Here is a 26,454-nt window from a genome sequence, read left to right on the forward strand (position 1 = left end):
GCGGACAGCCCTACGCGGACTCCCACACCTCCACGTCCACCACGGCCGCCACCGGAATCGGCCCGTAGACGTGCGGGAACTCCTCGCCCCCGGGCTTGACCGCCTCGTAGCGCAGCGGCACGTCCAGCCGTTCGGGATCGATGACCAGGAGCACCAGCTCGTCGGGGCCGTCGTACCCGCCGTACAGGAAGGAGGCGACCCCGGGGACCTGGTGCCGCAGCGAGCAGTGGATGAAGCCCTCCTCCTGGAGGGTGCGGCCACGGGTGGACATCTCGTACGCGCCGGACGCGCGCGCCGCGTCCCACAGGGAGCGCTCGGTGAGGTGCAACAGGGGTTCGGACATGCCGACACGCTACGGCCTCGGCCTGGCCGCCCGCGTCTCTCAGTGGCGCCGCTCGGGGAGACCGCGGGTCCCGCGGGCGCATCCCGCTCAGATGTCTCCGGCGCCGTCCAGGATGGGGCGGATGACCACCGGGTAGTTCGTGGCGCCCTCGGGGCCGGGGCAGCGGGTGACGCGCTCGGCGATCTCGGTGACCCGCTCCAGGCTCTCGCACTCCACTACCCAGTAGCCGGCGATCAGCTCCCTGGTCTCGCTGTACGGCCCGTCGGTGACGACGGCCGTCCCGTCCTGGCCGGCCGTGACCAGGCGGGTCTGTGCCGGTTCGGCCAGCCCCTGCCCGTCGACGAGCTCACCGGACTTCGAGAGGTCGTCGCTGATCGCGCCCATGTACGCGTACATCGCCTGCAGCTCCTGCTCGCTCCAGGCCGGGGCGTGCGCGGAGCCCTTGCCCCGCATGCCCTCGTAGTCCGCCTGCGTGCCCTGCACCATCACCAGGTACTTCATGAGTCGGCTCCCTCGGCTTCCTCATTTCTCCGCGACGGACTCCCCGGGATGCTCCCGGGGCTCCCCGGTGTCCCTGCCGGGTTCGGCTCCGGTCCCGGGTACGGACCGGGACCCCGCGCCGCCTGCGGCCCCGACCCCGGCTCCGGACCTTGCTCCGACTCCGGCGCCGGGCTCGCCGACGTACATCTCGCACTCCGGGTTGTGGCAGGGACCGGGACCCCATACGGGAACGAACGCGCCCAGCGTCTTGTGGCGCCGCACGACGGTGGTGGTGACCGGCTGCCGGCAGGCGGGGCAGACATGCTCATCGGTGCCCATGCATTCAGGGTAGGGCGGGAGACGCTTCAGCGCTTCCCGCTGTACGTCCGCACGAAGACGCCGTTCTTGAACGCGCGCACCTCGTCGAGCAGCGCCCCCGCGAGCCGTACACCGCCGCACGGACAGATGCGGAACCCGCTGTCCTCCGACTTGCCCGATCAGGCCCCCCGCCCGGGCTGCGGCTCGCGCCACATCGGCCACATCCGCGGACCGTCCGGCAGGTCGAGAGGGTGTCCCGTGAGGTCGAAGCCGAGACGCTCGTAGAGCCGACGGCTGTCGGCGTTGCTGGCCTCCAGATAGGCGGGCAGGCCCTCGTGGTCGCAGCGGTCGAGGACCGACCGGGCGAGCGCGGTGCCGAGGCCCTCGCCCTGGCGCCCCGGCGCCACGCCGATCATCCACAGGTACTCGTGGGCGCGGCCCGCGGGGTGGATCCCGGCCGTCAGGCGGCCTATCAGCTCGACCCGCTCGTTGTCCGGGTCGACGGCCTCACGCAGCCGTACGGGGCCGTCGTCCTCGTCGTCGGCGTGGCCGGCGTCGGCGGGCACGGACAGCCACAGCGCGCACGCCGTGCCGTCCTCCGTGACGTCGATGCGGCCCTCGGCGAGCACGACCTCGGTGAACATCCCCATCAGGCCGGGGTGCTTGGCACGTCGGTGCGCCGCGTCCGGAAAGACCCAGACACTCACCGGGTCGTCCTGGAACGCCTCGTCGAGCAGCCGGGTGACCAGCTCCCGATCGCCCTCGTCCGCCGTCCGGATCACCACGCCCATGTCCCACCCTCTCGCCTCAACCGCCGCTGGTCGTACGGCTGTTGCAGCCTAGGGCCTGTGGGGTCCGTCGGGACTGTCGGGGCCTGAGAGGGGCGGGCCCCGCGCACCGTGGGGATGCGCGGGACCCGCCCTGGCCGGAGCCCCGTGACGTACGGAGGTCAGGTGCCGTACGGTCCCGGAGGCCCCGGGGTCTTCAACCGCCCTTCTGAAGGGTCGAACGGATCATCCGAAGGTTCGAACGGATCAGTTGCTGCGCCGCGTCACGAACTCCGCGAGCGCGAGGAGGCCGCCCGCCGCCTCCGGGTCGGGGATCGCCCGGGACAGCTCGTGCATCGCCCGGGACATCCGGTCGGCCGCCTGGAGCTGCGCCCAGTCACGGCCGCCCGCACGCTCGACGGCCAGCACCGTGCGCTCCAGCTCCCCTTCCTCGTAGGGAACTCCGTACAGCTCGGCGAGCTCCGTCGCCGCCGGGGTGCCGGAGGCGAGCGCGGCGACCACGGGCAGGGACTTCTTGCGGGCGATGAGGTCCGCCCCGGCCGGCTTGCCGGTGCGGCTCGGGTCCCCCCAGATCCCGATCACGTCGTCGATCAGCTGGAAGGCGAGCCCGGCCTCCCGGCCGAACGCGTCCAGCGCGTCGACGTCCTCCTCGTCCGCCCCCGCGTACAGCCCGCCGAGCGCGCACGCGCAGCCGAGCAGCGCGCCGGTCTTGGCCTCGGCCATGGCGAGCACTTCGTCGAGGGTGACCTCGGCGGGTCCGCGCTTCTCCATGGCCGTGTCCGCGTGCTGCCCCTCGCACAGCTCGACGACGCAGGACGCGAGCCGGGCGGCGGCGGCCCCGGACGCCGGGTGCGAGTCCTCGGCGAGCAGCCGCTGGGCGAGCGCCTGCATGGCGTCCCCGGCGAGGATCGCGTCGGCGTCGCCGAACACGGTCCACGCGGTGGGGCGGTGTCTTCGGGTGGTGTCCCGGTCCATGACGTCGTCGTGCAACAGCGTGAAGTTGTGGATCAACTCCACGGCGGCCGCCGCCTGTACGGCGGCCGCGTGCTGACCGCCGAGCGCTCCTGTGGCGGTCAGCACCAGGGCCGGGCGGATCGCCTTGCCCGCGTTGCCCGCCGCCGGGGTGCCGTCCGCGTGCTCCCAGCCGAAGTGGTAGAGCGCGATCCGGCGCATGGATCCCGGCAGCGAGTCGACGGCCCTGCGCAGCTCGGGGTCGACGGACGCCCGGGCGTACTCCAGGATGCCCGCCGCCTCCTGTCCGTCCAGCGAGCCGGGCGCGACCTGCCGGTCCATGGGCCTCCCGTCCGCGGAACCGCCGTCCGTCCCGTCCGCGGCACCGCCGTCCAAGGGCCCGCCCTCCATGGGCTTGCCGATGAGGACCCGCCTGTCCAGGGTCTCGGCCGGACTCCGCCTCGCCCCCGGTGTTCCCGCCTGATCGGGCGGGAACACGGCGGCCGGCGTCGGGAAGGTCACCGCCAGCGGCCGATCTCGACGTTCTCCAGGATGCCGAGGGCGTCCGGCACGAGAACCGCCGCCGAGTAGTACGCCGTCACCAGGTAGGAGATGATCGCCTGTTCGTTGATGCCCATGAAGCGCACCGACAGGCTCGGCTCGATCTCGTCCGGGATGCCCGCCTGCTGGAGGCCGATGACACCCTGCTCGGCCTCGCCGGTACGCATGGCGATGATCGAGGTCGTACGGGTGTCGCTGACGGGGATCTTGTTGCACGGGAACAGCGGCACACCGCGCCAGGTCGGGACGCGATTGCCCGCGATCTCGACGCTCTCGGGGACCAGTCCGCGCTTGTTGCACTCGCGGCCGAACGCGGAGATCGCGCGCGGGTGGGCGAGGAACAGCTTGGTGCCACGCCGGCGGCTGAGCAGCTCGTCCAGGTCGTCGGGGCTGGGCACGCCGTCGTGCGGCTGGAGCCGCTGGTCGTACTCGCAGTTGTTGAGCAGTCCGAACTCCCGGTTGTTGATGAGCTCGTGCTCCTGGCGCTCCTTCAGCGCCTCGATGGTGAGGCGGAGCTGCTGCTCCGTCTGGTTCATCGGCTGGTTGTAGAGATCGGCCACACGCGTGTGCAGGCGCAGCACGGTCTGGGCGATGCTCAGTTCGTACTCGCGCGGCGCGGCCTCGTAGTCCACGAAGGTACCGGGGATGTCCTGCTCCCCGGTGTGGCCGGCCGCGAGGTCGATCTCCTTCTCGCCGTACTTGTTGGTGCGCTGCTCCGGAATCGCGCGCAGCGACGTGAGGTGCTCGCGCAGGGATTCGGAGCGCTCGGCGACCTGCTCGAGGTCCTGGCGGGGCAGCGTGAGCACGGTGACCGCGGTGACGGCGCGGGCCGTGTACTCCCAGATGGCGTCCGGGTCGATGAGCGCCTGCTCGCCGAAGTACGCGCCGTCGGCGAGGACGCCGAGGACCGCGTCGTCGCCGTACGGGCCGGTGCCGATCTTCTCCACCTTGCCGTGCGCGAGCAGGAACACCTCGTCGGACGGGCTGCCGAACGAGGCGAGCACTTCGCCCGGTACGAACTCCCGCTGCTGGCACCGCTGGGCGAGCTCGCCGAGCACCTCCTGATCCTCGAACGAGCGGAGCACGGACAGCTCGCCGAGCTCCGCGGGGATGACCTGCACACGGTCACCGGTCTTCACGAACGTCACGCGGCCGTCGCCCACGGAGTAGCTGAGCCGCCGGTTCACGCGGTACGTGCCACCCTGCACGTTCACCCACGGAAGCATGCGCAGCAGCCACCGTGAGCTGATCTCCTGCATCTGGGGCGCGGACTTGGTGGTGGTGGCCAGGTTCCGCGCGGCCGATGTGCCGAGACTCTGCTGCGGCTTGCCCTGACCCGCACGGACCTCTTCGCCTACCGACATGAAAATTGCCCTCCCGGTCGTGCACTGATCTGCGCCGACCAGCCTTCCATCACGGAGCGTGCCAGTGCTATTACACGAATGAGGGGGAATGGATCACGGCGGATTGGGCAGAGGGTCCGCTTTTGTCGATCGATCGAAACAGCCGGAGCCGTCGTCCTCGAACAGCCGGAGCCCTCGCCTTCGAACAGCGCGGAGCCGTTGCGGGCGGGAACTCCGAGATCAGGCCAACCGTTTGACGCGGTGACGGACGACGAAGGAGACGGCAATGGCAGGCTTCCTGGACCGCGCCAAGGAACAGGCGCAGCGAGGGCTCACGCAGGGCAAGCAGAAGCTCGACGAGGTGCAGGCGCAGCGTGCGGGTGGCGACCTCCTGAAGAAACTGGGCGCGGCGTACTACGCGGAGCGGCGCGGCAGCGGCTCCCCCGAGGCGACCCAGCAGGCCCTGCAGGCGCTGGAGAGCCACATCGCGGTGAACGGGGACGCGTTCCTGCACTCCTGACGGACCTCGCGGGCGCACCGCGAACGCGCCGTGAACGCGCTGGTCAGACGCGCCCGCGTCGCTGACCGGATCGACTCGCACGCCGTACGAACGGCTGGGCCGGAGCCCCGGGTTCCGGGTACAAGCTGCGGTACGAGACGGCCGCGACCGGTGGCCGCCGCGCAGTGCGAAGGAGGCGGTCATGGCCCCACCCATGTCCGCGGGCGGTTTCCTGAACCGGCTCAGGGAGGAGGGCGTCACCGTCGTCGAGGTCGGCGACTGGGAGCATCACAACCGCAATCACAAGGGGCCCTGGGGTCCGGTGTACGGCGTGATGATCCACCACTCGGTGACGTCGGGCAGCGAGCACACCGTCGGGATCTGCCGTGCGGGCCGCCCGGACCTGCCCGGTCCGCTGTGCCACGGCGTCATCACCAAGGACGGTGTCCTGCATCTCGTGGGCTACGGCCGGGCCAACCACGCGGGTCTGGGTGACGACGACGTGCTGCGCGCCGTGATCGCGGAGAAGGCGCTCCCGCCGGACAACGAGGCGGACACCGACGGCAACCGCCACTTCTACGGCTTCGAGTGCGAGAACCTCGGCGACGGAAAGGATCCGTGGCCCGAGGTGCAGCTGGAGGCCATCGAGAAGGTCGCGGCCGCGATCTGCCGCCACCACGGCTGGACGGAGCGCTCGGTCATCGGCCACCTGGAGTGGCAGCCGGGCAAGGTCGACCCGCGCGGCTTCACGATGGCCTCGATGAGAGAGCGGGTCCGCGACCGCCTCAAGTGACGGACGGGCACGGGGGGCCGCCCGCATACCGGACAGGTGTCCGACAATGGTGGGGTGCCCAGCCCCGCAACCCCGGACGGCCCGACCAACCCGGCCACTCCGGACGTCCCCGAAGCGCTCGACCCGACCGTTCTGCGGCCGAGGCTGCCCTCGCCGCTGTGTCAGGTCGCGGACGAGCGCTTCACGCGCCATGGCGTGCGGCTGCTGCTCAAGCGGGACGATCTGATCCACCCGGAGCTGATCGGCAACAAGTGGCGCAAGCTCGCCCCGAACCTCCGCGCGGCGGCGGGCCGCACGGTGGTCACGTTCGGCGGTGCGTACTCCAACCATCTGCGCGCCACCGCCGCCGCGGGCCGCCTCCTCGGGCTGACGACCGTGGGGGTGGTCCGCGGCCAGGAGCTGGCCGACCGCCCTCTCAACCCCTCCCTGACCCGCTGCGCCGCCGACGGCATGCGACTGCGCTTCGTCGACAGATCGACGTATCGCCGCAAGAGCGAACCGGAGACGCTGACCGCCCTGCTGCGCTCGGTGGACGCCGAGGACGCGTACGTCGTCCCGGAGGGCGGCAGCAACTCTCTTGCCGTACGCGGCTGCCGAGATCTCGGCGCGGAGCTGCGGGGCCATGATGGTGTCGACGTGGTCGCCCTGGCCTGCGGCACCGGTGGCACTCTCGCCGGCCTGGCCGCCGGCCTCGCCCCCGACCAGCGGGCCCTGGGGATCCCCGTCCTCAAGGGCGGCTTCCTGAGGAGTGACATAAGCGCCCTCCAGGAAGCCGCCTTCGGCGGCCTGCGCGGCACCTGGTCACTGGACGACCGCTTCCACTTCGGCGGCTACGCCCGCACCTCGCCCGAACTCGACACCTTCGCCGCGGACTTCGAGCAGCGCCACGGCCTGCCCGTGGAACGTCTCTATGTCGCCAAGATGCTCTACGGACTTGTCACCCTGGTGGAGGAGGGGACGTTCACACGGGGGACGACGGTGGCGGCGGTGATCACGGGGGCACCGTTCTGAGCCCTCGTCCGTAGCCTCACGCCGCTTCCCGGTAGGCCGCCGCCTCCTCCAGGTCGAGTCTGCGCAGGAGCGTGCGGAGCATCTCGTCGTCGATGTAGCGGTGGTCGCGGAGTTTCACGAATATCTCGCGTTCGGCGCTGATCATCTCGCGGGACAGGCGGCGGTAGGTGTCGTCGGCGGTCTCCCCGGTCACCGGGTTGACGGCGCCGAGCCGTTCCCAGACGGCGTTGCGGCGGCGTTCCAGGACCGAGCGGAGCCGGTCGGCGAGCGGCGGGGGCAAGGCGTTGCGCTCGTCGGTGAGGAGTTCGTCGAGGCGCTCCTCGGCGACCCGGGACGCCTGCGCCTGGGCGTTCGCCTCGGCGAGCGTCTCGGCCTGGACGTCGCGTCCCGGCAGCTTCAGCAGTCGGATGAGCGGGGGCAGGGTCAGCCCCTGGACGACCAGGGTCCCGATCACGGTGGTGAAGGTGAGGAAGAGGAGCAGGTTGCGATCGGGGAAGGAGGCACCACCGTGCACGGTGAGCGGGATGGAGAAGGCGATGGCGAGCGAGACCACCCCGCGCATGCCGGCCCAGCCGATGATGAACGGGCCCTTCCAGGTGGGGGCCCCTTCGCGCTCCCGGACGCGCGCCGACAGGATCCGGGGCAGGAAGGTGGCGGGATAGACCCATACGAAGCGGGCGGCGACCACGACCAGGAAGACGGCCACCGCATACCAAGCGGCCTGCGCTCCCTGGTACTGGCCGAGGCCCTTGAGGACGACCGGCAGTTGGAGTCCGATCAGGGCGAACACCGCCGACTCCAGGACGAACGCGACCATCTTCCACACCGCCTCTTCCTGGAGCCGGGTCGCGAAGTCCACCTCCCAGGCACGGTGCCCGAGGTAGAGCGCGACGACGACCACCGCGAGCACTCCGGAGGCGTGCACCTGCTCGGCGATCCCGTAGGCGACGAAGGGGATCAACAAGGAGAGGGTGTTCTGGAGAAGCGCCTCATTCAGGTGCGTGCGCAACCAGTGGATCGGAACCATCAGGACGAGACCGACGACCACACCCCCGACCGCCGCGAGCAGGAACTCACGGACGCCGCCCGCCCAGGTCGCGCCCTCGCCGACCGCGGCGGCGAGGGCCACCTTGTAGGCGGTGATCGCGGTCGCGTCGTTCACCAGGGACTCGCCCTGAAGGATCGTGGTGATCCGCGAGGGCAGCCCCACCCGGCGCGCCACCGCCGTGGCCGCCACCGCGTCCGGCGGCGCCACCACCGCTCCGAAGACCAGCGCCGCGGGCAGCGGCAGGCTCGGCACGAGCAGATAGGTGGCCCAGCCGACGGCCAGCGTCGCGAAGAGCACGTACCCCACCGACAGCAGCGCGATGGGCCGCATATGCGCCCGAAGATCGAGGTACGAGCTGTCGGTGGCCGCCGTGTACAGCAGCGGGGGCAGCACCAGCGGGAGCACGATCTCCGGGTCGAGTTCGTATCCGGGCACTCCAGGGACGTACGAGACGACCAGGCCCGCCGCGACGAGCAACAGCGGCGCCGGCACCGGGGTGCGACGGGCCAGCCCGGCGACCGCGGCGCTCCCCGCGACCAGCAACAGCAGTGGCAATACGTCCATCGTCTTCCGCCCGCCCTCGTTTTCGCGCGACATCCCGCACGCCCGACGTAACCTGGCAATCATGAAACAGTGCACGCACGCCGACGAGCTGCCGCACCCCGAACCCGGGCCGCTGAGCGAGACCTGCCTGGAGTGCCAGGCCGCCGGTACACATCCGGTGCAGTTGCGACTGTGTCTGAGCTGCGGGCACCTCGGCTGCTGCGACTCCTCGCCGCTGCGGCACGCGACGGAGCATTTCAAGGAGACCGGACATCCCGTGATGCGGACCTTCGAGCCCGGTGAAAGTTGGCGCTGGTGCTTCGTCGACCATGTACTGGCGTGACCCACGGCCCGGACGGTTCGACCGTCTGACGCCTGGGTACGTCAACCCGGCGCGCGCTCTTCCTATTTGGGCCCGCAGACCCCTAGCCACTGTGCGTACTCATAGGCTTACTATGAGTGACAGCAAGGGGCGGGGTCCCCAGGACAGAAAAGTTGGGAGCGCGGTAGCGTCACCGCTGAACCACCTAGCGCGTTACCCCGGGGGGCGACCCTCGGCCCCCGAAAAGAGCTCGAAAGAGCTTGTACCACCTTGGAGGTGAGGGTGTCCCAGATCGCAGGCGAGCCCGCGACGAAGGACTTCGTGGAAGTCCGGCTGCCGGCCGCGGGTGCCTACCTGTCGGTGCTGCGTACGGCTACGGCCGGTCTCGCGGCGCGTTTGGACTTCACCCTCGACGAGATCGAGGACCTCCGCATCGCGGTGGACGAGGCCTGCGCGATCCTGTTGCAGCAGGCCGTCCCCGGATCGGTGCTCAGCTGTGTCTTCCGGCTCATCGACGACTCGCTCGAGGTGACGGTCTCCGCTCCGACCACCGATGGTCACGCTCCGTCACGGGACACGTTCGCGTGGACCGTCCTGTCGGCGCTCGCGGGCAAGGTCGACTCCACCGTCGCCGAGGACAAGACCGTTTCGATCAGCCTCTACAAACAGCGCGGCGCGGGACCCGGGCCGGCGTGAGGAACGGGGAAGGGCCGGTGCGGGACGAAGAGCGCGGCACACGGGAGCTTCCCGCCGGACGTGTCGACGGCCTCGACGGGCCGCGGCGCGCGGTGGAAGGCGTCGACGGCATCCCCGAACAGGCCCGGCCGCACCCGGAGGACGCACAGGAGAGCCTCTCCGGCCAGGACGACGGGCAACGGGATCCGGAGGGTGCCGCGCCGAGCACGTCCTCGGAAGGGCGGCGGCTGGTGACGGGCGGGACTATGAGCGAGCACGAGCGACACGACAAGCCAGGGGTGCAGAGCGTGCAGGGCACGCAGCACGGGCCGAGCGCCCAGCACATCCAGCACATCCAGCACGACCCGCAGGACCGCAGCGGCGCGCGGGCGATGTTCATCGAGCTGCGCAAGCTGCAGGACGGCAGTGCGGAGTACGCGGAGCTGCGCAATCAGCTGGTCCGCATGCACCTCCCGCTCGTCGAGCACCTCGCGCGCCGCTTCCGCAACCGCGGTGAGCCGCTGGACGACCTCACCCAGGTCGCGACCATCGGCCTGATCAAGTCGGTCGACCGCTTCGACCCGGAGCGCGGCGTCGAGTTCTCGACGTACGCGACTCCGACGGTCGTCGGCGAGATCAAGCGGCACTTCCGCGACAAGGGCTGGGCGGTGCGGGTGCCTCGGCGCCTGCAGGAGCTGCGCCTGGCCCTGACGACGGCGACGGCCGAGCTGTCGCAACAGCACGGGCGCTCCCCCACGGTCCACGAGCTGGCCGAGAAGCTGGCCATCTCGGAGGAGGAGGTCCTGGAGGGCCTGGAGTCCGCCAACGCGTACTCCACGCTGTCGCTGGACGTCCCCGACACGGACGACGAGTCCCCGGCGGTCGCGGACACGCTGGGTGCGGAGGACGAGGCCCTGGAGGGCGTCGAGTACCGGGAGTCGTTGAAGCCCCTGCTCGAGGACCTCCCCCCGAGAGAGAAGCGGATCCTGCTCCTTCGCTTCTTCGGCAACATGACCCAGTCGCAGATCGCACAGGAGGTCGGCATCTCCCAGATGCACGTCTCCCGCCTGCTGGCCCGCACCCTCGCCCAGCTCCGCGAAAAGCTCCTGGTCGAGGAGTAACCGGGCAGCCGCCGAGCGGGGGCGCAACCGGTGGGGACCCCGCCGGCAACCCGAAGCTACTTGGTTTCCTCGGCGGCCCCGGGGCCACGGATGCCCAGCGCCCGGGTCGTCTCGGAATTGACGAGCAGGACCAGCGCCGTGATCGCGACCACCGCGAGGGCGATTCCGGCGGGGATCGCCACGCTGTCCGCCTGGAGCAGGCTGTAGGCGACGGGCAGCGCCATGATCTGGGTGATGACCGCGGGCCCCCGGCTCCAGCTGCGGCGCAGCAGCAGGCCGCGGGCGGCCAGCAGGGGCAGCAGCGCGAGCACGATCAGCGTCACCCCCAGGGTCACGCCCTGCTGCCGGTCTCCCGAGCCACCCGTGGCCCCCAGGACCAGCATCCACACGCCCCCCACGGCGAGGACCAACCCCTCCAGCGCGGCCAGCGCGGCCGCGGCGGTCAGCCGTCCGGGACGGGGCTCTGCGGTCGGGGCGTCAGGGGTGGGGATCTGCTCAGCGCTCACCCCCGAAGGGTATCCCTCGGGCCCCGGCACCCGGCCCGACCCCGGCCGCCACCCCACCGCCTCCCGCACCTCACCGTGTCGAGACTCACGTCCCTATCTCTTACCGGATCCCTAACTCTGTCTGGGACCGGTACCCCTCGGTAGGTACGCTGCATCGCATGCGTGCACTTCTCGTGGTCAATCCGGCAGCTACCACCACGAGTGCGCGCACGCGCGATGTCTTGATCCACGCGCTGGCGAGCGAGATGAAGCTCGAGGTGGTCACGACCGAGTACCGCGGGCACGCCCGGGACCTCGGCCGGCAGGCCGCGGAGAGCGACGACATAGAACTGGTGGTCGCGCTCGGTGGCGACGGCACCGTCAACGAGGTCGTGAACGGTCTCCTGCACAACGGCCCCGACCTGGACCGCCAGCCCCGCCTCGCGGTGGTCCCCGGCGGATCCACCAATGTCTTCGCCCGCGCCCTGGGCCTGCCCAACGACGCCGTCGAGGCCACCGGCGCCCTGCTGGACGCGCTCAGAGAGGACCGTGAGCGCACGATCGGCCTCGGTCTCGCCGCGGGCACCCCTGGCACCGAGGACGAAGCCGTCCCCTCCCGCTGGTTCACCTTCTGCGCGGGACTCGGCTTCGACGCGGGGGTGATCGGCCGGGTCGAACAGCAGCGCGAGCGCGGCAAGCGTTCCACCCACGCCCTCTATTTGCGCCAAGTGGCACGTCAGTTTTTGGACGAACCTCACCGCAGGCACGGAACGATCACACTGGAGCGGCCCGGCCAGGACCCGGTCACCGATCTTGTGTTGTCCATAATCTGCAACACCTCGCCCTGGACGTTTCTCGGCAATCGTCCGGTGTACGCGTCACCTAAGGCTTCGTTCGATACCGGGCTCGACGTACTCGCCCTCAACCGCATGTCGACGGGCGCGGCTGCCCGGTATGCCACCCAGTTGCTCACTTCGTCCCCCGAGCGCGGACCCCATGGCAAGCACGCCCTGTCTCTGCATGACCTGACCGACTTCACCTTGCATTCGAAGGCGCCGCTCCCCCTCCAGATGGACGGCGACCACCTGGGACTGCGCACAAGCGTGACGTTCACAGGCGTACGCCGTGCACTGCGTGTGATTGTGTGAGCGGAAGGGCCCAAAGTCCTTTCACTCGAACGTTTAGACCAGGGTCCACCCCATGGAAGTACGGCTGTGACCTAGTCGACACCGAGGAATCAAAAAAAACTTTCCAGAAGGGGTTGTATCCGCCGCTGAGGTTTGCGAGTCTCTACGTGGCGCTCGGGACGGCCCGCAACATCGGCCCCACAGAGAGCCAGAACCCCTCCTCAAACTCAGGACCACGTCAGGTCATCTGACAGTCGGCCCTTCACTTGTTGAGGGATTCGTGAAAGCGTTCACATTCACAAGCAACGTGCATGTAATACCAAGGAGAGGTAGCAGCCATGGACTGGCGTCACAACGCCGTTTGCCGCGAGGAAGACCCCGAGCTCTTCTTCCCCATCGGCAACACCGGTCCTGCGCTGCTGCAGATCGAGGAAGCCAAGGCCGTCTGCCGCCGCTGCCCCGTCATGGAGCAGTGCCTGCAGTGGGCGCTCGAGTCCGGCCAGGACTCCGGCGTCTGGGGTGGCCTCAGCGAGGACGAGCGCCGCGCGATGAAGCGTCGTGCCGCCCGCAACCGGGCCCGTCAGGCCACCGCCTGACACCCCACCCCGCAACGAGCCTGAGCCCGGCGGCGCGTACAGCGAGTACGCATCTCCCGCCCCCGAGCCGCAGCGCGCAGTACCCCCGATGCGCATAGCAACGTAAGCAGTGGCCCCGGACCTTCTGGTCCGGGGCCACTGTCATGCGCGACTTGCCACCGTCATGTGCGACCTGTGGGTGCGTCAGATACGCCTACTTGTGTGCCCGTACCGGAATGTCCAGGATGACCTGTGTGCCGCGCTCCGGGGCCGCCACCATGTCGAAGCTGCCCCCCAACTCGCCCTCCACCAGCGTCCGTACGATTTGCAGCCCGAGGTTGCCCGAGCGGTGCGGGTCGAAGCCCTCCGGGAGGCCGACCCCGTCGTCCTGGACGGTGACCAGCAGGCGGGCCTCCTTGCTGGTGCCGCCGCGCACCGCCGAGACCTCGACCGTGCCCCGGTCGCCCTCACGGAAGCCGTGCTCCAGCGCGTTCTGAAGGATCTCGGTGAGAACCATGGAGAGCGGAGTGGCGACCTCGGCGTCGAGTATGCCGAAGCGGCCGGTGCGGCGGCCGGTGACCTTGCCGGGCGAGATCTCGGCGACCATGGCGAGCACCCGGTCGGCGATCTCGTCGAACTCGACCCGCTCGTCCAGGTTCTGAGACAGCGTCTCATGCACGATGGCGATCGAGCCGACCCGCCGTACGGCCTCCTCCAGGGCCTCACGACCGCGCTCCGACTCGATGCGCCGGGCCTGGAGCCGCAGCAGCGCCGCCACCGTCTGGAGGTTGTTCTTGACCCGGTGGTGGATCTCCCGGATGGTCGCGTCCTTGGTGATCAACTCGCGTTCGCGGCGGCGCAGTTCGGTCACGTCGCGCAGCAGGACGAGCGAACCGACCCGGGTGCCCTTGGGCTTGAGCGGGATCGCGCGCAGCTGGATCACCCCGTCGGCGCTCTCGATCTCGAACTCGCGGGGTGCCCAGCCGCTGGCGACCTTGGACAGGGCCTCGTCCACCGGACCCCGGGACGGAGCGAGTTCCGCGGTGGTCACACCGAGGTGGTGGCCCACCAGGTCGGAGGCGAGGCCGAGGCGGTGGTACGCGGACAGCGCGTTCGGGGACGCGTACTGGACGATGCCGTCGGCGTCGAGGCGGATCAGCCCGTCGCCGACCCGCGGGGAGGCGTCCATGTCGACCTGCTGGCCGGAGAACGGGAAGGAGCCGGCGGCGATCATCTGGGCGAGGTCGGACGCGCTCTGGAGGTACGTCAGCTCCAGCCGGCTCGGGGTGCGCACGGTGAGGAGATTCGTGTTGCGCGCGATGACACCGAGGACGCGCCCCTCCCGCCGTACGGGAATGGACTCGACCCGTACCGGCACCTCCTCGCGCCATTCGGGATCGCCCTCACGCACGATCCGGCCCTCGTCCAGCGCGGCGTCCAGCAGCGGGCGGCGGCCCCGTGGGACGAGGTGGCCGACCATGTCGTCCTGGTACGAGGTCGGGCCGGTGTTGGGCCGCATCTGCGCGACGGAGACATAGCGGGTGCCGTCGCGGGTGGGAACCCACAGCACGAGGTCGGCGAAGGAGAGGTCGGAGAGCAACTGCCACTCCGAGACCAGCAGATGCAACCACTCGAGATCGGAGTCACCGAGAGCGGTGTGCTGGCGGACGAGGTCGTTCATGGAGGGCACATCTGCGAGCGTACCTGGGGGTTTGGCCCGGCTCCGAAAACACCCGCGGGCCGCGGCGCCTGGGAGGGACCCTCAACCCTCCCGGCACCGCAGCCCGGAGCAGCAACGGCCGCGGGGTGTGCGATCCCGGTCGGCCGAAGGAGAGGACCCGGAGCAGTCAGGGCAGAGAGCGCCGGTTCCTCGGTCCGCCTTCCTGTGCGGGGAAGACGGATGCTTGTGTGGATCGACGCCTCGCCGTAAGCGACGCTTCGTCGATCGAAGGCTTTACCTGCACATTGTGGACTAGACCACGTGCCGCGTCCATGCGCCGGCGGATGTTTGTTGTTGTCTCTTTATCGAACTTCCAACAGCATCCACCACGCAGACTAGCCCGGTTCGGCCCCCGGTGGGGGCTGGATCGGCTCATGAACGGGGCCGGATCGCCGTGGCTCGTCCACCCGCCCGGGGGACGCGTCGGTCAGCGGGTCTCCGTCACCTTCGCCAGGGCGCGCGGCGCGTCCGGGTCCTGGCCGCGGGCGATGGTGACCTCGTAGGCCAGGAGCTGGAGCGGAAGGATCTCAAGGATCGGCTGGAGCTCCTCGGCCACCCCCTCGGTGGGCAGGACGAACCCGGCCGAGGCCTGCTCCACCTGGGCCCGGGGGCCGATGACGACCAGGTCGGCGCCGCGCCCGCGCAGCCGGTCGAGCACGGGCTGGAGCGCCTCGCCGCCCTTGCCGTCGGTGACGACCGCGATGACCGGGGAGATGTTGTCGACCATGGCGAGGGGGCCGTGCAGCAGATCGGCGCCGGAGTACGAGAGGGCGGGGATGTAGCTGGTCTCCATCAGCTTCAGGGCGGCTTCCTTGGCCGTGGGGTAGCCGTAGCCGCGCGAGGTGATCACCATCCGCTCGGCGAAGCGGTAGCGGGAGGCGAGCGTGCGGATCTCGTCCTGGCGGGTGAGGAGGTGCGCGGCGAGATCGGGCAGCGCCTTGGCCGCGGCTCCGTCGCCGCCGCGCAGTCCTTCGACGAAGAGATAGAGGGTGAGGAGGGAGGCCGTGTAGGTCTTGGTGGCGGGCAGGGCCTTCTCGGGTCCGGCCATGATGTCGAGGTGGTACTCGGAGACGGCCGCCAGCGGTGAGTCCGGGTTGTTGGTCACCGCGAGCGTGAGGGCGCCCGCCTCACGGGCGGCCCGGGTCGAGGCGACCAGGTCCGGGGAGCCGCCGGACTGGCTGACGGTGACGACCAGGACGTCGGTGAGATCGGGCCGCGCGCCGTACGCCGTGGTCGTCGACATCGAGGTGAGCCCGCACGGCAGGCCCAGCTGGATCTCCAGCAGGTACTTCGCGTACAGGGCGGCGTTGTCGGAGGTGCCGCGGGCCGTGAGCAGGACGAAGCGGGGCTCGCGGGCCGCGATCTGCCGGGCCACTTCCTGGATCCGCGGCGCGCCCGCCTCCAGGATCCGGCGCAGCACGTCGGGCTGCTCGGCCATCTCGCGGGCCATGATCCGACCCGGGCGGTCGTCGTCGGTCCGGGGGGCCGGGGTAGGGGCGGACATGGGGCCTCCTGGGAACGTTCCGGTCGTACGTGTCGACCGTGGGCCGGTACGGGGTGGTGCGAGGTGGTGCGAGGTGGTGCGTGCGGTGCGTGCGGTGCGGATCTCGAGGATCGGTATCAGCATCTCATCGCCTGTGGGCAGCACTTTGTCGGGTGTGCCGTTACTCATGGGGGTGGCGAGCGGGCGTCCGGGCGGTGGGCCTGGACGCATCGAGAAGCCGGCGACGGACGACGGGCCGCGGGTGGAACTCCTTTGCTAGATTGGTCTACACCACATGTGTTCCCTCGCGGTTCCCGGCGAGCCCCTCTCCAGATCGGCAGGCCCAGCGTGGAAGTTGTCATCGTTCCCGATGCCAAGACGGGCGGCGAGCTGATCGCCGAGGCCATGGCGGAGCTGCTCCGGCGCAAGCCCGACGCTCTGCTCGGCGTGGCCACCGGCTCGACGCCGCTGCCCATCTACCAGGCGCTGGCGGCGAAGGTCGGCTCCGGTGCCGTGGACGCCTCGCGGGCGCGGGTCGCCCAGCTCGACGAGTACGTGGGACTGCCGGCCGAGCACCCCGAGTCGTACCGGTCGGTGCTGCGGCGCGAGGTGCTCGAACCGCTCGGGTTGGGCATGGACGCGTTCATGGGCCCGGACGGCACCGCCGAGGACGTGCAGGGCGCGTGCGCGGCGTACGACAAGGCGCTGGCCACGGCCGGTGGCGTCGACCTCCAGCTGCTCGGGATCGGCACCGACGGGCACATCGGGTTCAACGAGCCCTGCTCCTCGCTGGCCTCGCGGACCCGGATCAAGACGCTGACCGAGCAGACCAGGGTCGACAACGCGCGGTTCTTCGGAGGCGACATCGAGCAGGTGCCGCACCACGTCATCACCCAGGGCATCGGCACGATCCTGGAGGCGCGGCATCTCGTCCTGCTGGCCACGGGCGAGGGCAAGGCGGACGCGGTCGCGGCGACGGTGGAGGGCCCGGTGGCCGCGGTGTGCCCCGCCTCGGCGCTCCAGCTCCACCCGCACGCCACGGTCGTCGTGGACGAGGCCGCCGCGTCCAAGCTGAAGCTGGCGGACTACTTCCGGCACACGTTCGCGAACAAGCCGGACTGGCAGGGGATCTGACCCCGAGGGCGCGAAGAAGGGCACGGCGGGGAAGAAGGACAACGAGGAAGGTGCCGGGCCCCTGAGGTCCGGCACCTTCCTCGTTCTCCTTCTCGGTTCTCCTTCTCGCGGGCCGTCACTCCCCCGCGATGACCTCCGCCGCCGCCCGGCCGCACACCCTCGCCGCGCCGTGCGTCGCGATGTGGAGGGCGCCTCGGGGCGGGGCCTGGGGGATGCCCATCTCGACCACGATCGTGTCGGGGCGTTCCCCCAACAGTGTGTCCAGGGCGGCCGCCATCCAGGGGTGCCGGTGTTCGTCGCGGAGGACGGCGACGACGCGGCGGCTGCCCGCGGCGGCCAGGACAGCCGGTGCCGCCCCCTCCCCCGCGAAGCTGCCCGTCTCCGTGCCGGGCAGCAGCCGGGCCAGTTCCGCGGCCACGCCCCAGGGGGTCTCGTCACCGACGGCGATGTTCGCCACGGGGGTGAAGGCGGCGACGAACGGCGCCGCGTCCACCGGCTCGTACGACGGCGCGCGTGTCACCGTCAGCGCGCGTCGGGCGGCGACGAGCCCCACGTCGGCCGGCTCCCGCTCGGCGGCCGGCGGAGCCGCGGAGGCCGCCGCCGTCCAACGGGCCAGCGCCCGTACCCGCTCCGCCGCGTCCGCGAGGCGCTCCTCGGGGAGTTCACCGGTGCGCACCGCCGTGACGAGGGCGTCACGCAGGCGCCGTACCGTCTCGTCGTCCGCGAGCCCGCCACCCACGCAGATCGCGTCCGCGCCGGCCGCGATGGCGAGGACGCTGCCCCGCTCGATGCCGTACGTCCCGGCGATCGCCTGCATCTCCATGCCGTCGGTGACGATGAGGCCGTCGTAGCCGAGTTCCTCGCGGAGCAGGCCGGTGAGGATGCGGCGGGAGAGAGTGGCCGGGCGGTCCGGGTCCAGCGCCGGGACCAGGATGTGCGCGCTCATCACGGCGCGTGTGCCCGCGGCGATCGCGGCACGGAACGGGGCGAGTTCGCGGGCCTCGATGACCGACAGGCCGGCGTCGATGCGCGGCAGCGCGTGGTGCGAGTCGACCGCCGTGTCGCCGTGGCCGGGGAAGTGCTTGGTGCAGGCCGCGACGCCCGCGGACTGGAGCCCGGTGACGTAGGCGGCGGTGTGCCGGGCCACCAGGTCGGTGTCGGCGCCGAAGGACCGTACGCCGATGACCGGGTTGTCGGGATTGGAGTTCACGTCCGCGGAGGGGGCCCAGTTCAGGTTCACCCCGCAGGCCGCGAGGCGGTGGCCGAGTGCCGAGGCCACCTCCCGCGTCAGCTCCACGTCGTCGACCGCGCCCAGCGCGTGGTTGCCGGGGTACGAGGAGCCGGCGCGGACCTCGAGGCGGGTGACGTCGCCGCCCTCCTCGTCGATGGCGACCAGGACGTCGTCGCGCTCCGCGCGCAACTGGGCGGTCAGGGCCCCGAGTTGTTCGGGAGAGGTGATGTTCCGGCCGAACAGGCCGACGGCCGCCAGCCCCTCGCCGAGGCGGCGCAGCAGCCAGTCGGGGGCGGTGGTTCCGGTGAAGCCGGGCTGGAGGACGGTGAGCGCGTCGCGTGCCAAGCCGTTCTGGTCGGAAGAGGACGCGGTCGTACCACTGGCGAGTGTCGTCATCGGGGGGCGTTATCCCTTCACGGCGCCCGCGGTCAGCCCCGCGGCCATCTTGCGCTGGACGATGAGGAAGAGCACGACGATCGGCACGGCCATCATCGTGGCGCCGGCCATCATCGGGGCGTACTCGGTGCCGTGCTTGGTGGTGAAGTTGCCGAGCCAGACGGTGGCGGTCTGGTGCTCCTGGCTCATGAGCATCAGGGCGTAGAGGTACTCGTTCCAGGCCTGGATGAACGCGTACACGGACGTGGCGACCATGCCGGGCGCGAGCAGCGGGAAGACCACCCGTATGAAGGCTCCGGTGCGCGAGCAGCCGTCGACCATGGCCGCCTCCTCCAGCTCCTTCGGGATGTTGACGATGAAGCCGCGCAGCGTCCACACCGTGAAAGGGAGGATGAAGGTCAGGTACGTGATGATCAGGCCGGTGAGCTTGTCGTACTGGTTCAGGTCGTTGAGCAGCAGGAAGACCGGGATGATCATGGCGACCAGCGGGATCATCTGGACCGCGAGGATGCCGACGATCACGATCTTGCGGCCGCGGAAGGCGAAGCGGGAGATGGCCAGTGCGGCCAGCATCCCCACCATGACGCCGATCACGACGACCGACAGGGAGACGATCAGGCTGCGGCCGACGGGGCCCCAGAAGTCCGCGATGTCCAGCGCGCGACGGAAGTTGTCGAGCGTGAGCCCCGTGGGGAACAGGCTCGGGTCCGGGTCGATGGCGTCCTTCGCCGGCTTGAACGCCGTGTTCAGCATCCAGTAGACGGGGAAGCCCGCGGTGACGAAGACGAGGAGGCCGAGGAGGTTCCAGCCGAGCTTGGACTTCCCTCGGCGCCGGCCCGCCGTGGCGAGGGTGCTCATTCGACCTCTCCGATCTGCAGCATCTGACGCATGTACACGGCGACCACGCCCAGCAGCAACAGCACGGTCAGCAGGGCGATCGCCGACCCCTGCGCGTAGTCGTTGACGACGAAGGCGCGGTCGTAGGAGTACGTGGTGAGCAGTTGGAACTCCGCCTCCGGGTGGCCGCCCCGCATCACGAAGACCTGCGGGAAGACGCCCATGTCCCAGATGACGGAGAGCGTCGTGAGCATCACGACGATGGGCTTGAGGATCGGGAGCGTGACGTAACGGAAGACGCCCCAGGCGCCGGCGCCGTCCAGCCGGGCCGCCTCCTCCAGTTCGCTCGGCACCTGGGTCAGCCCCGCGCTGAGTGTGATGACGACGAACGGCACCGCGCCCCACACCACCAGGAGCATGATCACGGCCAGTCCCTGGGGGCCGCTGGCGAACCAGTTGTGGCCGATCATGTCGACGCCCGGCAGCTTGCTCAGCAGCGCGTTGAAGACGCCGTAGTCGGAGTCGAAGAGCCACTTGAAGACGGTGGTGGCCACGATGATGGGCATGCCCCAGCTGGCCACCAGCGCGATGTTGATCAGCGTCTTCACCCAGCCCGAGACGCGCTGGAGGAGCAGCGCGATCAGCATGCCGATGACCATGGTGAAGACGACGGACCCGACGGCGAAGACGATCGTGCGGACGACCACCGTCCAGAACTCGCTGTCGCCCAGCACCTTGCCGAAGTTGTCGAAGCCGACCGACTCGGCCGGCTGGAAGCCCCACAGCTGGGACTGCCCGAACTTCTGGAAGGAGAGGGTGACCAGGCGGACCAGGGGATAGCCCATGACCAGCGCGAGGATCAGCAGACAGGGCGCGAGCAGGGCCCAGGGGACCGCCGCTCCGCCCGAGGTCCGCCTTCTGCGTGGCGCCTTGGGGACGGCCGGTGGCGGTGCCTGCCGCGGCGGCGGCACCTTGGCGGGGGTGGTCGTGTCTGCGGCACTCATCGCGCGCTCCTCAGCGGTCCCTCAGGTCGTACGTGGTCGAAGCCCCGCACGGGGTCGTACGCGGGGCAGGCCCCACACGGTCGAACACAGGCGAAAACCGCCCGGGCCGTACGCGGCCGGAGCCTCGCACGGTCGTACGCGGCCCGGCTCCGCACGGTCTGCGCGGGAGCGGACCCTCGCGATCGCGCACGGGGCGGACCCTCGCGGTCGTACAGGGTCCAAACCCGGCGCGGTCACATCCGGGCGAAAGCCACCCAGGTCGCACGCGGCCCGAACCCCGCACGGTGGTGCACGGTCCGAACCCCGCACGGGTCGCACACGGCCCGAACCCCGCACGGTCGTGTACGGTCCGAACCCCGCACGGGTCGCACACGGCCCACCCCGAACAGGTCGCCCACCGGGGCCGACCCTCTCGGCCGAACGCGGTCCGAACCCCGCACGGTCGTGCGCAGTTCGAACCCCACGCGGGTCGTGCACAAGGGCGGACCCCCGCGGTCGCACACGGGCCGAGCCCGCGCAGGTCGTGCACGGGGGCGGGCCCCCGCGGTCGTACGCGGGGCGCTCGCCGGGGCGGGGCCTCTCGGTCGTGCGCGGGGCGGCCCGGTCGGTCCTGCCCCGCTCTGCCCTTCCCCGCCCTGCCCGGTCCGGTCCGGTCCGGTCCCAGTCCGGTGCGAGTCCGGTCCAAGTCCGTTTCGGGTCGTGCGTAATCCGAATCTGGTGCGGTCGGTTCCGGTCGGGGGCCGCCCGGGTCGTAGACCGGCCGGACCCACGCGGTCGTACGCGGCCCGGCCTCGCACGGTCGTACGTCGCCGGGACCCGCATGGTCGTACGGGAAGCGGCAGGAACCCGGACCCGAAGAGGGTCCCGGCAGGCGCGCCCGGGAACATCCCGGGATCGCCCCGGACGTCCTCGGACGTACCCCCGCAGGCGCACCCCGGGCGGACCCGGGGCGGGCCCTGGGTAGACCCTGGACGCACCCCGGGTGAAGCCCCGGACGTGCCCCGGGGTCCCACCACTCCCCGCGCTCACGTCACTTGGTGTTGATGACCTTGTCGATCGCGGCGTCCGCGTCCTTCGCGGCGGCCTCGACCGACTTCTTGCCGGTGCCGATGTTCTGCAGCATGGTCTGCAGGACCTGAGCCTTCTCGACCTGGCCCCAGCCGGGAGCCATCGGCACGAACCAGTTGGACTCGGCCGCGGTGGCCGGAACCACGGTCGCCGGGTCGTTCTTGAGGGTGGCGAGGTCGGTCTTGTTGTTGGGCAGGTTGCCCTTGGCCATCAGACCCTTCTGACCGGCGGAGCCCGTGAAGGCGTTGATCCACTCGGCGGCGAGCGCCTGCGCCTTGGACTTCACCGGGACGGCGAGGTCGGAACCGCCGAGGAAGACGGGGAGGTTCTTGCCGGACGGGCCGGGCATCACGAAGTTCTCGAGGTTGCCCTTGAGCTTGCCGGTCTTGTCGCTCTTCGGGTCCTCGGCGGTCGCGCCCTCCCAGGCCGCGCCGAAGATCATGGCGGACTTGCCCTGCCCGTAGACGATGTAACGGTCGGACTCGTCCTTGGTCTTGTCGCCGTGCATGTACTTGTCGACGATCGTCTTGAACTCGTTCAGCCCCTTCAGGGACTCGGGCGACGACAGGCTCGCCTTCCACTGACCGCCCTCGTCCTTGGCGATGGAGCCGCCGGCGTCGTAGACGAAGGACATCGCGGCGTACCAGTCACGCGTCGGCTGGTACCACGCGTTGAACTTGCTCCCCTCCTTCTTCTGGATCTTGTCCAGGTCGGAGATGAGCTCCGTGTACGTCTTCGGCGGCGTCTTGACACCGACCGAAGCCGCCACGTCCTTGCGCCAGTTGCCGACGCGGCCACCGGCGTAGTACGGCACGCCGTAGGTCTTGCCGTCGTAGGTGACGGAGGCCTTCAGGCCGTCCAGCCACGCGGCCGAGTTGTCGAGCTTCGACGCGTCGACGGGGGCGAAGGCGCCCTTGACCATGTAGCCGAGCATCTCGGTGTTGCCCATCTCGACCACGTCGGGCGCCTTGTCGGTGGCGAGGACCGCGTCGAGCTTGGTGTTCTTGTCCGGCCAGCCGTAGTACTCGTGGTTGATCTTGACGCCCGGGTGCGCCTTCTGCACCGCCGCGTCGGCGGCCTTCACCAGCTCGGGCCAGTTGTTCTGCGCGTCCACCGTGAGCCAGACGGTCAGTGCTTTGGCGTCCGCGCCCTTGTCCGACCCCCCGGACTTGTTGTCGCTGCTCCCGCACGCCGCGATGGAGACCATCATGCCCGCGATACCGATCGCGGCTGCCAGCTTCCGCTTCACGCCACCCTCCTCAGGGATGCCATAAACCCCCCTGCCCACCGCGGTGACACATGCCGAAGCGCTGCCGAGTACTGCCCGTGGGACTGGGACTGGACCAATGGTGTAGACCAGTACGGGGAGCTTGGCCTAGACCTAGAGGGGTGTCAAGGGTGTGTAAGCCCGACCGGTCGTCCGTTATGGGACCTACATATGCAAGGACCTTTAAGTAGGTAAGTGGCATAAACGGCGGGGCGGTTCAGCGGCCTCACGCGCCTCTCGGTCGACCCGAGTCCACACTATGGACTAGACCAACGGGTACGCCGACGGTATATAGAGGGGATCACGGAGCGTGCGGGGGGACACTCGCACACGAAGCCGTGCCACGATGTGAGCCGTGGCCGACGGGATGTCGGTCGCTTCGGCACCCGGAGCCGGGAAGGCAGAGCATGAGCACCGACGTCAGCAGTGCGGAGAACGAGGGTGGGGCCCCCATCCGTACCGCGCGCGTGCCCAAGTACTACCGCCTCAAGAAGCACCTGCTCGACATGACGGAGACACTGCCGCCCGGCACGCCCGTCCCGCCCGAGCGCACCCTCGCCGCCGAGTTCGACACCTCGCGCACGACCGTGCGCCAGGCCCTCCAGGAACTGGTCGTCGAGGGCCGCCTCGAACGCATCCAGGGCAAGGGAACGTTCGTCGCGAAGCCCAAGGTCTCCCAGGCGCTCCAGCTCACCTCGTACACCGAGGACATGCGCGCCCAGGGCCTTGAACCCACCTCGCAGCTCCTGGACATCGGCTACATCACCGCCGACGACACCCTCGCCGAGCTGCTCGACATCTCGGCCGGCGGCCGGGTGCTGCGCATCGAGCGGCTGCGCCTCGCGAGCGGCGAGCCGATGGCCATCGAGACGACCCACCTCTCCGCGAAGCGCTTCCCCGCCCTGCGCCGCAGCCTGGTGAAGTACACGTCCCTCTATACCGCGCTCGCCGAGGTGTACGACGTCCATCTCGCCGAGGCCGAGGAGACCATCGAGACCTCGCTGGCCACCCCGCGCGAGGCCGGCCTGCTGGGCACCGACGTCGGACTGCCCATGCTGATGCTCTCCCGGCACTCGCTGGACCGGCAGGGCGAGCCGGTGGAGTGGGTGCGGTCGGTGTACCGGGGCGACCGGTACAAGTTCGTGGCACGGCTCAAGCGCCCGCAGGAGTAGCGCACCTGCCACGTTGCCCGGACCGAGATACGGACGAGGGGTTCCGCACGGCTGACACCGTCGCCTAGATTGCCTGCGCATTGCACAGGTGAACAGCGAGGGGACGGAGTCGCCGTATGTCAGACGTGTCAGAGGTGCCAGACGCGCCGAAGGTCGAACCGCCGGTGGTGACACCGATCCGGGTGGTCATCGCCCTGTGCCTGATAGCCCCGTTCGTGGCGATGCTGTGGGTCGGCTCCTACGCCAAGACCGACCCGGCGTTCATCGGCATCCCGTTCTTCTACTGGTACCAGATGCTGTGGGTGCTCGTGTCCACGGCGCTCACCGTGACCGCGTACCAGTTGTGGCAGCGTGACCAGCGCGCCCGCGCGTCCCAGGGCGGGGGTGCGGCGAAGTGAAGGACGGCGTGAACGGCGTCGCGCTCGGCGTCTTCATCTTCTTCTTCCTGGCCGTCACGGTCATGGGCTTCCTGGCCGCGCGCTGGCGCAGAGCGGCCGACGAGCAGAGCCTCGACGAATGGGGCCTGGGTGGACGGTCGTTCGGCACCTGGGTCACCTGGTTCCTGCTCGGCGGCGACCTCTACACGGCGTACACCTTCGTCGCCGTACCGGCGGCGATCTACGCGGCGGGCGCGGCCGGCTTCTTCGCCGTTCCGTACACGATCCTCGTCTACCCGCTGATCTTCACGTTCCTCCCCCGCCTGTGGTCGGTCTCCCACAAGCACGGGTACGTGACGACCGCGGACTTCGTGCGCGGGCGCTTCGGTTCGAAGGGCCTGTCCCTCGCCGTGGCCGTGACCGGCATCCTCGCGACCATGCCGTACATCGCGCTCCAGCTGGTCGGCATCCAGGCCGTCCTGGACGTGATGGGCGTGGGCGGCGGCGAGAACACGAACTGGTTCGTGAAGGACCTTCCGCTCCTCATCGCGTTCGGCGTGCTGGCCGCGTACACCTACTCCTCGGGGCTGCGGGCGCCCGCCCTGATCGCGTTCGTGAAGGACACCCTGATCTACATCGTGATCGCGGTGGCCATCATCTACATCCCGATCAAGCTGGGCGGGTTCGACGAGATCTTCAAGGCGGCGAGCGACAAGTACACGGCGGCGGGGGCGGGCGGGCTCGTGCCCGCCCAAGCGGGCCAGTGGACGTACGCCACGCTCGCGCTCGGATCGGCGCTCGCGCTGTTCATGTACCCGCACTCGATCACGGCGACGCTCTCCAGCCGCAGCCGTGAGGTGATCCGCCGCAACACCACGATCCTTCCGCTCTACTCCCTGATGCTGGGGCTGCTCGCCCTGCTCGGGTTCATGGCGATCGCGGCCGGGGTCAAGGTCACCAACGGCCAGCTCGCCATACCCCAGCTCTTCGAGAACATGTTCCCGGACTGGTTCGCGGGGGTGGCCTTCGCGGCGATCGGCATCGGAGCGCTCGTGCCGGCGGCCATCATGTCCATCGCGGCCGCGAACCTCTTCACCCGCAACATCTACAAGGACTTCATCAAGCCGGACGCGACCCCGCAGCAGGAGACCAGGGTCTCCAAGCTGGTGTCGCTCCTTGTGAAGGTGGGCGCGCTGGTCTTCGTCCTGACGATGGACAAGACGGTCGCGATCAACTTCCAGCTCCTGGGCGGCATCTGGATCCTCCAGACCTTCCCGGCACTGGTCGGTGGCCTGTTCACCCGCTGGTTCCACCGCTGGGCGCTGCTCGGGGGCTGGGCGGTGGGCATGCTGTACGGCACGCTCGCCGCGTACGGGGTCGCCTCTCCCACCCAGAAGCACTTCGGTGGCAGTTCGAAGGAGATCCCGGGCATCGGGGAGATCGGCTACATCGGTCTGACGGCCTTCGTCCTGAACGTCGTGGTCAGCGTCGTCCTCACCTTCGCCCTCCGCGCCTTCAACGCGCCGGACGGCGTCGACGAGACGTCTCCGGAGGACTACACGGCGGACGCGGGCGACCCGGGCGTCGAGGCGGAGCTTCCCCCGGCCACGGCCGGTTCCACCCACTGAGCCCGGGGGCTCCGCCCCCAGGTCCCCGGGTGCGTGTGTTGACTGCGGGTGGGTGGGGGCTGGTCGCGCAGTTCCCCGCGCCCCTAAAAGCCTCCAGCCCGTCCGGCGTGTGAGAACGAGGCCGATGGGGCGATGGGGCACCGGGGCGCAGCCC

The 26,454-nt window shown here is 70.2% G+C and carries 26 protein-coding genes; 12 read left to right on the top strand and 14 right to left on the bottom strand.

Features of this window, described 5'->3' with window-relative positions; genetic code table 11:
* Positions 1–10: 10 nt before the first annotated feature.
* The 6 genes from ACZ7M3_RS05900 to ACZ7M3_RS05925 form a co-directional block, all read right to left on the bottom strand.
* Positions 11–343, bottom strand: coding sequence for a DUF952 domain-containing protein (locus ACZ7M3_RS05900; RefSeq protein ID WP_095852660.1), 333 nt, complete (start codon positions 341–343; stop codon positions 11–13).
* Positions 344–430: 87 nt separating this feature from the next.
* Positions 431–844 (bottom strand): YciI family protein, encoded by a 414-nt coding sequence (locus tag ACZ7M3_RS05905; protein ID WP_472061161.1) that lies wholly within the window; start codon positions 842–844, stop codon positions 431–433.
* Positions 845–865: 21 nt separating this feature from the next.
* A complete protein-coding gene (locus ACZ7M3_RS05910; RefSeq protein WP_472061163.1) occupies positions 866–1,162 on the bottom strand; it encodes a hypothetical protein in 297 nt (98 codons plus the stop codon).
* A 158-nt stretch (positions 1,163–1,320) separates the two neighbouring features.
* Positions 1,321–1,932 carry a GNAT family N-acetyltransferase gene (locus ACZ7M3_RS05915; protein WP_472061165.1) on the bottom strand — a complete coding sequence of 204 codons (612 nt, stop codon included), beginning with the start codon at positions 1,930–1,932 and terminating at the stop codon, positions 1,321–1,323.
* Between the two features lie 243 nt (positions 1,933–2,175).
* Complete coding sequence (locus tag ACZ7M3_RS05920) at positions 2,176–3,222, bottom strand: family 2 encapsulin nanocompartment cargo protein polyprenyl transferase (RefSeq protein ID WP_095857785.1); 1,047 nt, start codon at positions 3,220–3,222, stop codon at positions 2,176–2,178.
* A gap of 176 nt (positions 3,223–3,398) precedes the next feature.
* A complete protein-coding gene (locus ACZ7M3_RS05925; protein ID WP_472061167.1) occupies positions 3,399–4,805 on the bottom strand; it encodes a family 2B encapsulin nanocompartment shell protein in 1,407 nt (468 codons plus the stop codon).
* A gap of 265 nt (positions 4,806–5,070) precedes the next feature.
* On the opposite strand from ACZ7M3_RS05925, the gene ACZ7M3_RS05930 reads away from it, so the two are divergent.
* From ACZ7M3_RS05930 to ACZ7M3_RS05940, 3 genes are all read left to right on the top strand, one after another.
* Entirely contained in the window at positions 5,071–5,304 is a 234-nt protein-coding gene (locus ACZ7M3_RS05930; protein ID WP_095852665.1) for a hypothetical protein, read from the top strand.
* Positions 5,305–5,485: 181 nt separating this feature from the next.
* Positions 5,486–6,076 carry an N-acetylmuramoyl-L-alanine amidase gene (locus tag ACZ7M3_RS05935; protein WP_472061169.1) on the top strand — a complete coding sequence of 197 codons (591 nt, stop codon included), beginning with the start codon at positions 5,486–5,488 and terminating at the stop codon, positions 6,074–6,076.
* 54 nt (positions 6,077–6,130) lie between these two features.
* A complete protein-coding gene (locus ACZ7M3_RS05940; RefSeq protein WP_472061171.1) occupies positions 6,131–7,087 on the top strand; it encodes a 1-aminocyclopropane-1-carboxylate deaminase/D-cysteine desulfhydrase in 957 nt (318 codons plus the stop codon).
* A 16-nt stretch (positions 7,088–7,103) separates the two neighbouring features.
* Here ACZ7M3_RS05940 and ACZ7M3_RS05945 read toward each other — a convergent pair whose 3' ends face one another.
* On the bottom strand, positions 7,104–8,699 hold the full coding sequence (locus tag ACZ7M3_RS05945; RefSeq protein ID WP_393012512.1) for a Na+/H+ antiporter: 1,596 nt from the start codon (positions 8,697–8,699) through the stop codon (positions 7,104–7,106).
* Positions 8,700–8,760: 61 nt separating this feature from the next.
* Here ACZ7M3_RS05945 and ACZ7M3_RS05950 point away from each other — a divergent pair, with 61 nt between their 5' ends.
* The 3 genes from ACZ7M3_RS05950 (at position 8,761) to ACZ7M3_RS05960 (ending at position 10,796) form a co-directional block, all read left to right on the top strand.
* Positions 8,761–9,021, top strand: coding sequence for a UBP-type zinc finger domain-containing protein (locus ACZ7M3_RS05950; protein WP_054228128.1), 261 nt, complete (start codon positions 8,761–8,763; stop codon positions 9,019–9,021).
* Positions 9,022–9,282: 261 nt separating this feature from the next.
* Positions 9,283–9,696, top strand: coding sequence for an ATP-binding protein (locus ACZ7M3_RS05955; protein ID WP_054228129.1), 414 nt, complete (start codon positions 9,283–9,285; stop codon positions 9,694–9,696).
* A complete protein-coding gene (locus tag ACZ7M3_RS05960; RefSeq protein ID WP_472061173.1) occupies positions 9,693–10,796 on the top strand; it encodes an RNA polymerase sigma factor SigF in 1,104 nt (367 codons plus the stop codon). Before ACZ7M3_RS05955 ends, ACZ7M3_RS05960 begins: the two co-directional genes overlap by 4 nt.
* Positions 10,797–10,852: 56 nt before the next feature.
* Here ACZ7M3_RS05960 and ACZ7M3_RS05965 read toward each other — a convergent pair whose 3' ends face one another.
* The gene (locus ACZ7M3_RS05965) at positions 10,853–11,302 is read right to left on the bottom strand and encodes a hypothetical protein (protein ID WP_095852667.1); all 450 of its coding nucleotides are present in this window, start codon (positions 11,300–11,302) and stop codon (positions 10,853–10,855) included.
* A 158-nt stretch (positions 11,303–11,460) separates the two neighbouring features.
* On the opposite strand from ACZ7M3_RS05965, the gene ACZ7M3_RS05970 reads away from it, so the two are divergent.
* Positions 11,461–12,429 carry a diacylglycerol/lipid kinase family protein gene (locus ACZ7M3_RS05970; protein WP_351309780.1) on the top strand — a complete coding sequence of 323 codons (969 nt, stop codon included), beginning with the start codon at positions 11,461–11,463 and terminating at the stop codon, positions 12,427–12,429.
* A 317-nt stretch (positions 12,430–12,746) separates the two neighbouring features.
* A complete protein-coding gene (locus tag ACZ7M3_RS05975; RefSeq protein ID WP_006380970.1) occupies positions 12,747–13,004 on the top strand; it encodes a WhiB family transcriptional regulator in 258 nt (85 codons plus the stop codon).
* A 193-nt stretch (positions 13,005–13,197) separates the two neighbouring features.
* On the opposite strand, the gene ACZ7M3_RS05980 is transcribed toward ACZ7M3_RS05975, so the two are convergent.
* Together ACZ7M3_RS05980 and ACZ7M3_RS05985 are read right to left on the bottom strand one after the other, a co-directional pair.
* Positions 13,198–14,664 carry a sensor histidine kinase gene (locus tag ACZ7M3_RS05980; protein ID WP_054228133.1) on the bottom strand — a complete coding sequence of 489 codons (1,467 nt, stop codon included), beginning with the start codon at positions 14,662–14,664 and terminating at the stop codon, positions 13,198–13,200.
* A 466-nt stretch (positions 14,665–15,130) separates the two neighbouring features.
* On the bottom strand, positions 15,131–16,207 hold the full coding sequence (locus ACZ7M3_RS05985) for an SIS domain-containing protein (protein WP_452968219.1): 1,077 nt from the start codon (positions 16,205–16,207) through the stop codon (positions 15,131–15,133).
* Between the two features lie 327 nt (positions 16,208–16,534).
* Here ACZ7M3_RS05985 and nagB point away from each other — a divergent pair, with 327 nt between their 5' ends.
* Complete coding sequence (gene nagB, locus ACZ7M3_RS05990; RefSeq protein ID WP_472061175.1) at positions 16,535–17,320, top strand: glucosamine-6-phosphate deaminase; 786 nt, start codon at positions 16,535–16,537, stop codon at positions 17,318–17,320.
* Positions 17,321–17,435: 115 nt separating this feature from the next.
* Here nagB and ACZ7M3_RS05995 read toward each other — a convergent pair whose 3' ends face one another.
* The 4 genes from ACZ7M3_RS05995 to ACZ7M3_RS06010 all read right to left on the bottom strand — a co-directional run bounded on the left by ACZ7M3_RS05995 (position 17,436) and on the right by ACZ7M3_RS06010 (position 23,105).
* The gene (locus ACZ7M3_RS05995; protein WP_472061177.1) at positions 17,436–18,947 is read right to left on the bottom strand and encodes a glycoside hydrolase family 3 protein; all 1,512 of its coding nucleotides are present in this window, start codon (positions 18,945–18,947) and stop codon (positions 17,436–17,438) included.
* Between the two features lie 9 nt (positions 18,948–18,956).
* Positions 18,957–19,805 (bottom strand): carbohydrate ABC transporter permease, encoded by an 849-nt coding sequence (locus ACZ7M3_RS06000; protein WP_472061179.1) that lies wholly within the window; start codon positions 19,803–19,805, stop codon positions 18,957–18,959.
* Positions 19,802–20,788: a carbohydrate ABC transporter permease gene (locus ACZ7M3_RS06005; RefSeq protein ID WP_067368693.1), complete on the bottom strand. Its 987-nt coding sequence runs from the start codon at positions 20,786–20,788 to the stop codon at positions 19,802–19,804. The genes ACZ7M3_RS06000 and ACZ7M3_RS06005 overlap by 4 nt, the downstream gene beginning before the upstream one ends.
* Before the next feature lie 1,030 nt (positions 20,789–21,818).
* Positions 21,819–23,105, bottom strand: a complete 1,287-nt coding sequence (locus tag ACZ7M3_RS06010; protein ID WP_472061181.1) for an extracellular solute-binding protein — start codon at positions 23,103–23,105, stop codon at positions 21,819–21,821.
* Between the two features lie 425 nt (positions 23,106–23,530).
* On the opposite strand from ACZ7M3_RS06010, the gene ACZ7M3_RS06015 reads away from it, so the two are divergent.
* The 3 genes from ACZ7M3_RS06015 (at position 23,531) to mctP (ending at position 26,300) form a co-directional block, all read left to right on the top strand.
* Positions 23,531–24,295, top strand: a complete 765-nt coding sequence (locus tag ACZ7M3_RS06015; RefSeq protein WP_054228140.1) for a GntR family transcriptional regulator — start codon at positions 23,531–23,533, stop codon at positions 24,293–24,295.
* Positions 24,296–24,411: 116 nt separating this feature from the next.
* A complete protein-coding gene (locus ACZ7M3_RS06020) occupies positions 24,412–24,693 on the top strand; it encodes a DUF3311 domain-containing protein (RefSeq protein ID WP_355307375.1) in 282 nt (93 codons plus the stop codon).
* Complete coding sequence (gene mctP / locus ACZ7M3_RS06025; RefSeq protein WP_472061183.1) at positions 24,690–26,300, top strand: monocarboxylate uptake permease MctP; 1,611 nt, start codon at positions 24,690–24,692, stop codon at positions 26,298–26,300. The genes ACZ7M3_RS06020 and mctP overlap by 4 nt, the downstream gene beginning before the upstream one ends.
* Positions 26,301–26,454 lie beyond the last annotated feature (154 nt).

It is taken from the genome of Streptomyces sp. NPDC111656 (assembly GCF_055656965.1).

Bases quoted from the DNA above. Each gene is read 5' to 3' on its own strand.
- ACZ7M3_RS06000 (WP_472061179.1), bottom strand. From the start codon at position 19,805: ATGAGCACCCTCGCCACGGCGGGCCGGCGCCGAGGGAAGTCCAAGCTC.
- ACZ7M3_RS05915 (WP_472061165.1), bottom strand. From the start codon at position 1,932: ATGGGCGTGGTGATCCGGACGGCGGACGAGGGCGATCGGGAGCTGGTC.
- ACZ7M3_RS05995 (WP_472061177.1), bottom strand. From the start codon at position 18,947: ATGACGACACTCGCCAGTGGTACGACCGCGTCCTCTTCCGACCAGAAC.
- ACZ7M3_RS05945 (WP_393012512.1), bottom strand. From the start codon at position 8,699: ATGGACGTATTGCCACTGCTGTTGCTGGTCGCGGGGAGCGCCGCGGTC.
- ACZ7M3_RS05905 (WP_472061161.1), bottom strand. From the start codon at position 844: ATGAAGTACCTGGTGATGGTGCAGGGCACGCAGGCGGACTACGAGGGC.
- ACZ7M3_RS05910 (WP_472061163.1), bottom strand. From the start codon at position 1,162: ATGGGCACCGATGAGCATGTCTGCCCCGCCTGCCGGCAGCCGGTCACC.
- ACZ7M3_RS05900 (WP_095852660.1), bottom strand. From the start codon at position 343: ATGTCCGAACCCCTGTTGCACCTCACCGAGCGCTCCCTGTGGGACGCG.
- ACZ7M3_RS05980 (WP_054228133.1), bottom strand. From the start codon at position 14,664: ATGAACGACCTCGTCCGCCAGCACACCGCTCTCGGTGACTCCGATCTC.
- ACZ7M3_RS05975 (WP_006380970.1), top strand. From the start codon at position 12,747: ATGGACTGGCGTCACAACGCCGTTTGCCGCGAGGAAGACCCCGAGCTC.
- ACZ7M3_RS05970 (WP_351309780.1), top strand. From the start codon at position 11,461: ATGCGTGCACTTCTCGTGGTCAATCCGGCAGCTACCACCACGAGTGCG.
- ACZ7M3_RS05950 (WP_054228128.1), top strand. From the start codon at position 8,761: ATGAAACAGTGCACGCACGCCGACGAGCTGCCGCACCCCGAACCCGGG.
- ACZ7M3_RS06015 (WP_054228140.1), top strand. From the start codon at position 23,531: ATGAGCACCGACGTCAGCAGTGCGGAGAACGAGGGTGGGGCCCCCATC.
- ACZ7M3_RS05925 (WP_472061167.1), bottom strand. From the start codon at position 4,805: ATGTCGGTAGGCGAAGAGGTCCGTGCGGGTCAGGGCAAGCCGCAGCAG.
- ACZ7M3_RS06020 (WP_355307375.1), top strand. From the start codon at position 24,412: ATGTCAGACGTGTCAGAGGTGCCAGACGCGCCGAAGGTCGAACCGCCG.
- ACZ7M3_RS06005 (WP_067368693.1), bottom strand. From the start codon at position 20,788: ATGAGTGCCGCAGACACGACCACCCCCGCCAAGGTGCCGCCGCCGCGG.
- ACZ7M3_RS05920 (WP_095857785.1), bottom strand. From the start codon at position 3,222: ATGGACCGGCAGGTCGCGCCCGGCTCGCTGGACGGACAGGAGGCGGCG.
- ACZ7M3_RS05935 (WP_472061169.1), top strand. From the start codon at position 5,486: ATGGCCCCACCCATGTCCGCGGGCGGTTTCCTGAACCGGCTCAGGGAG.
- ACZ7M3_RS05930 (WP_095852665.1), top strand. From the start codon at position 5,071: ATGGCAGGCTTCCTGGACCGCGCCAAGGAACAGGCGCAGCGAGGGCTC.
- ACZ7M3_RS05985 (WP_452968219.1), bottom strand. From the start codon at position 16,207: ATGTCCGCCCCTACCCCGGCCCCCCGGACCGACGACGACCGCCCGGGT.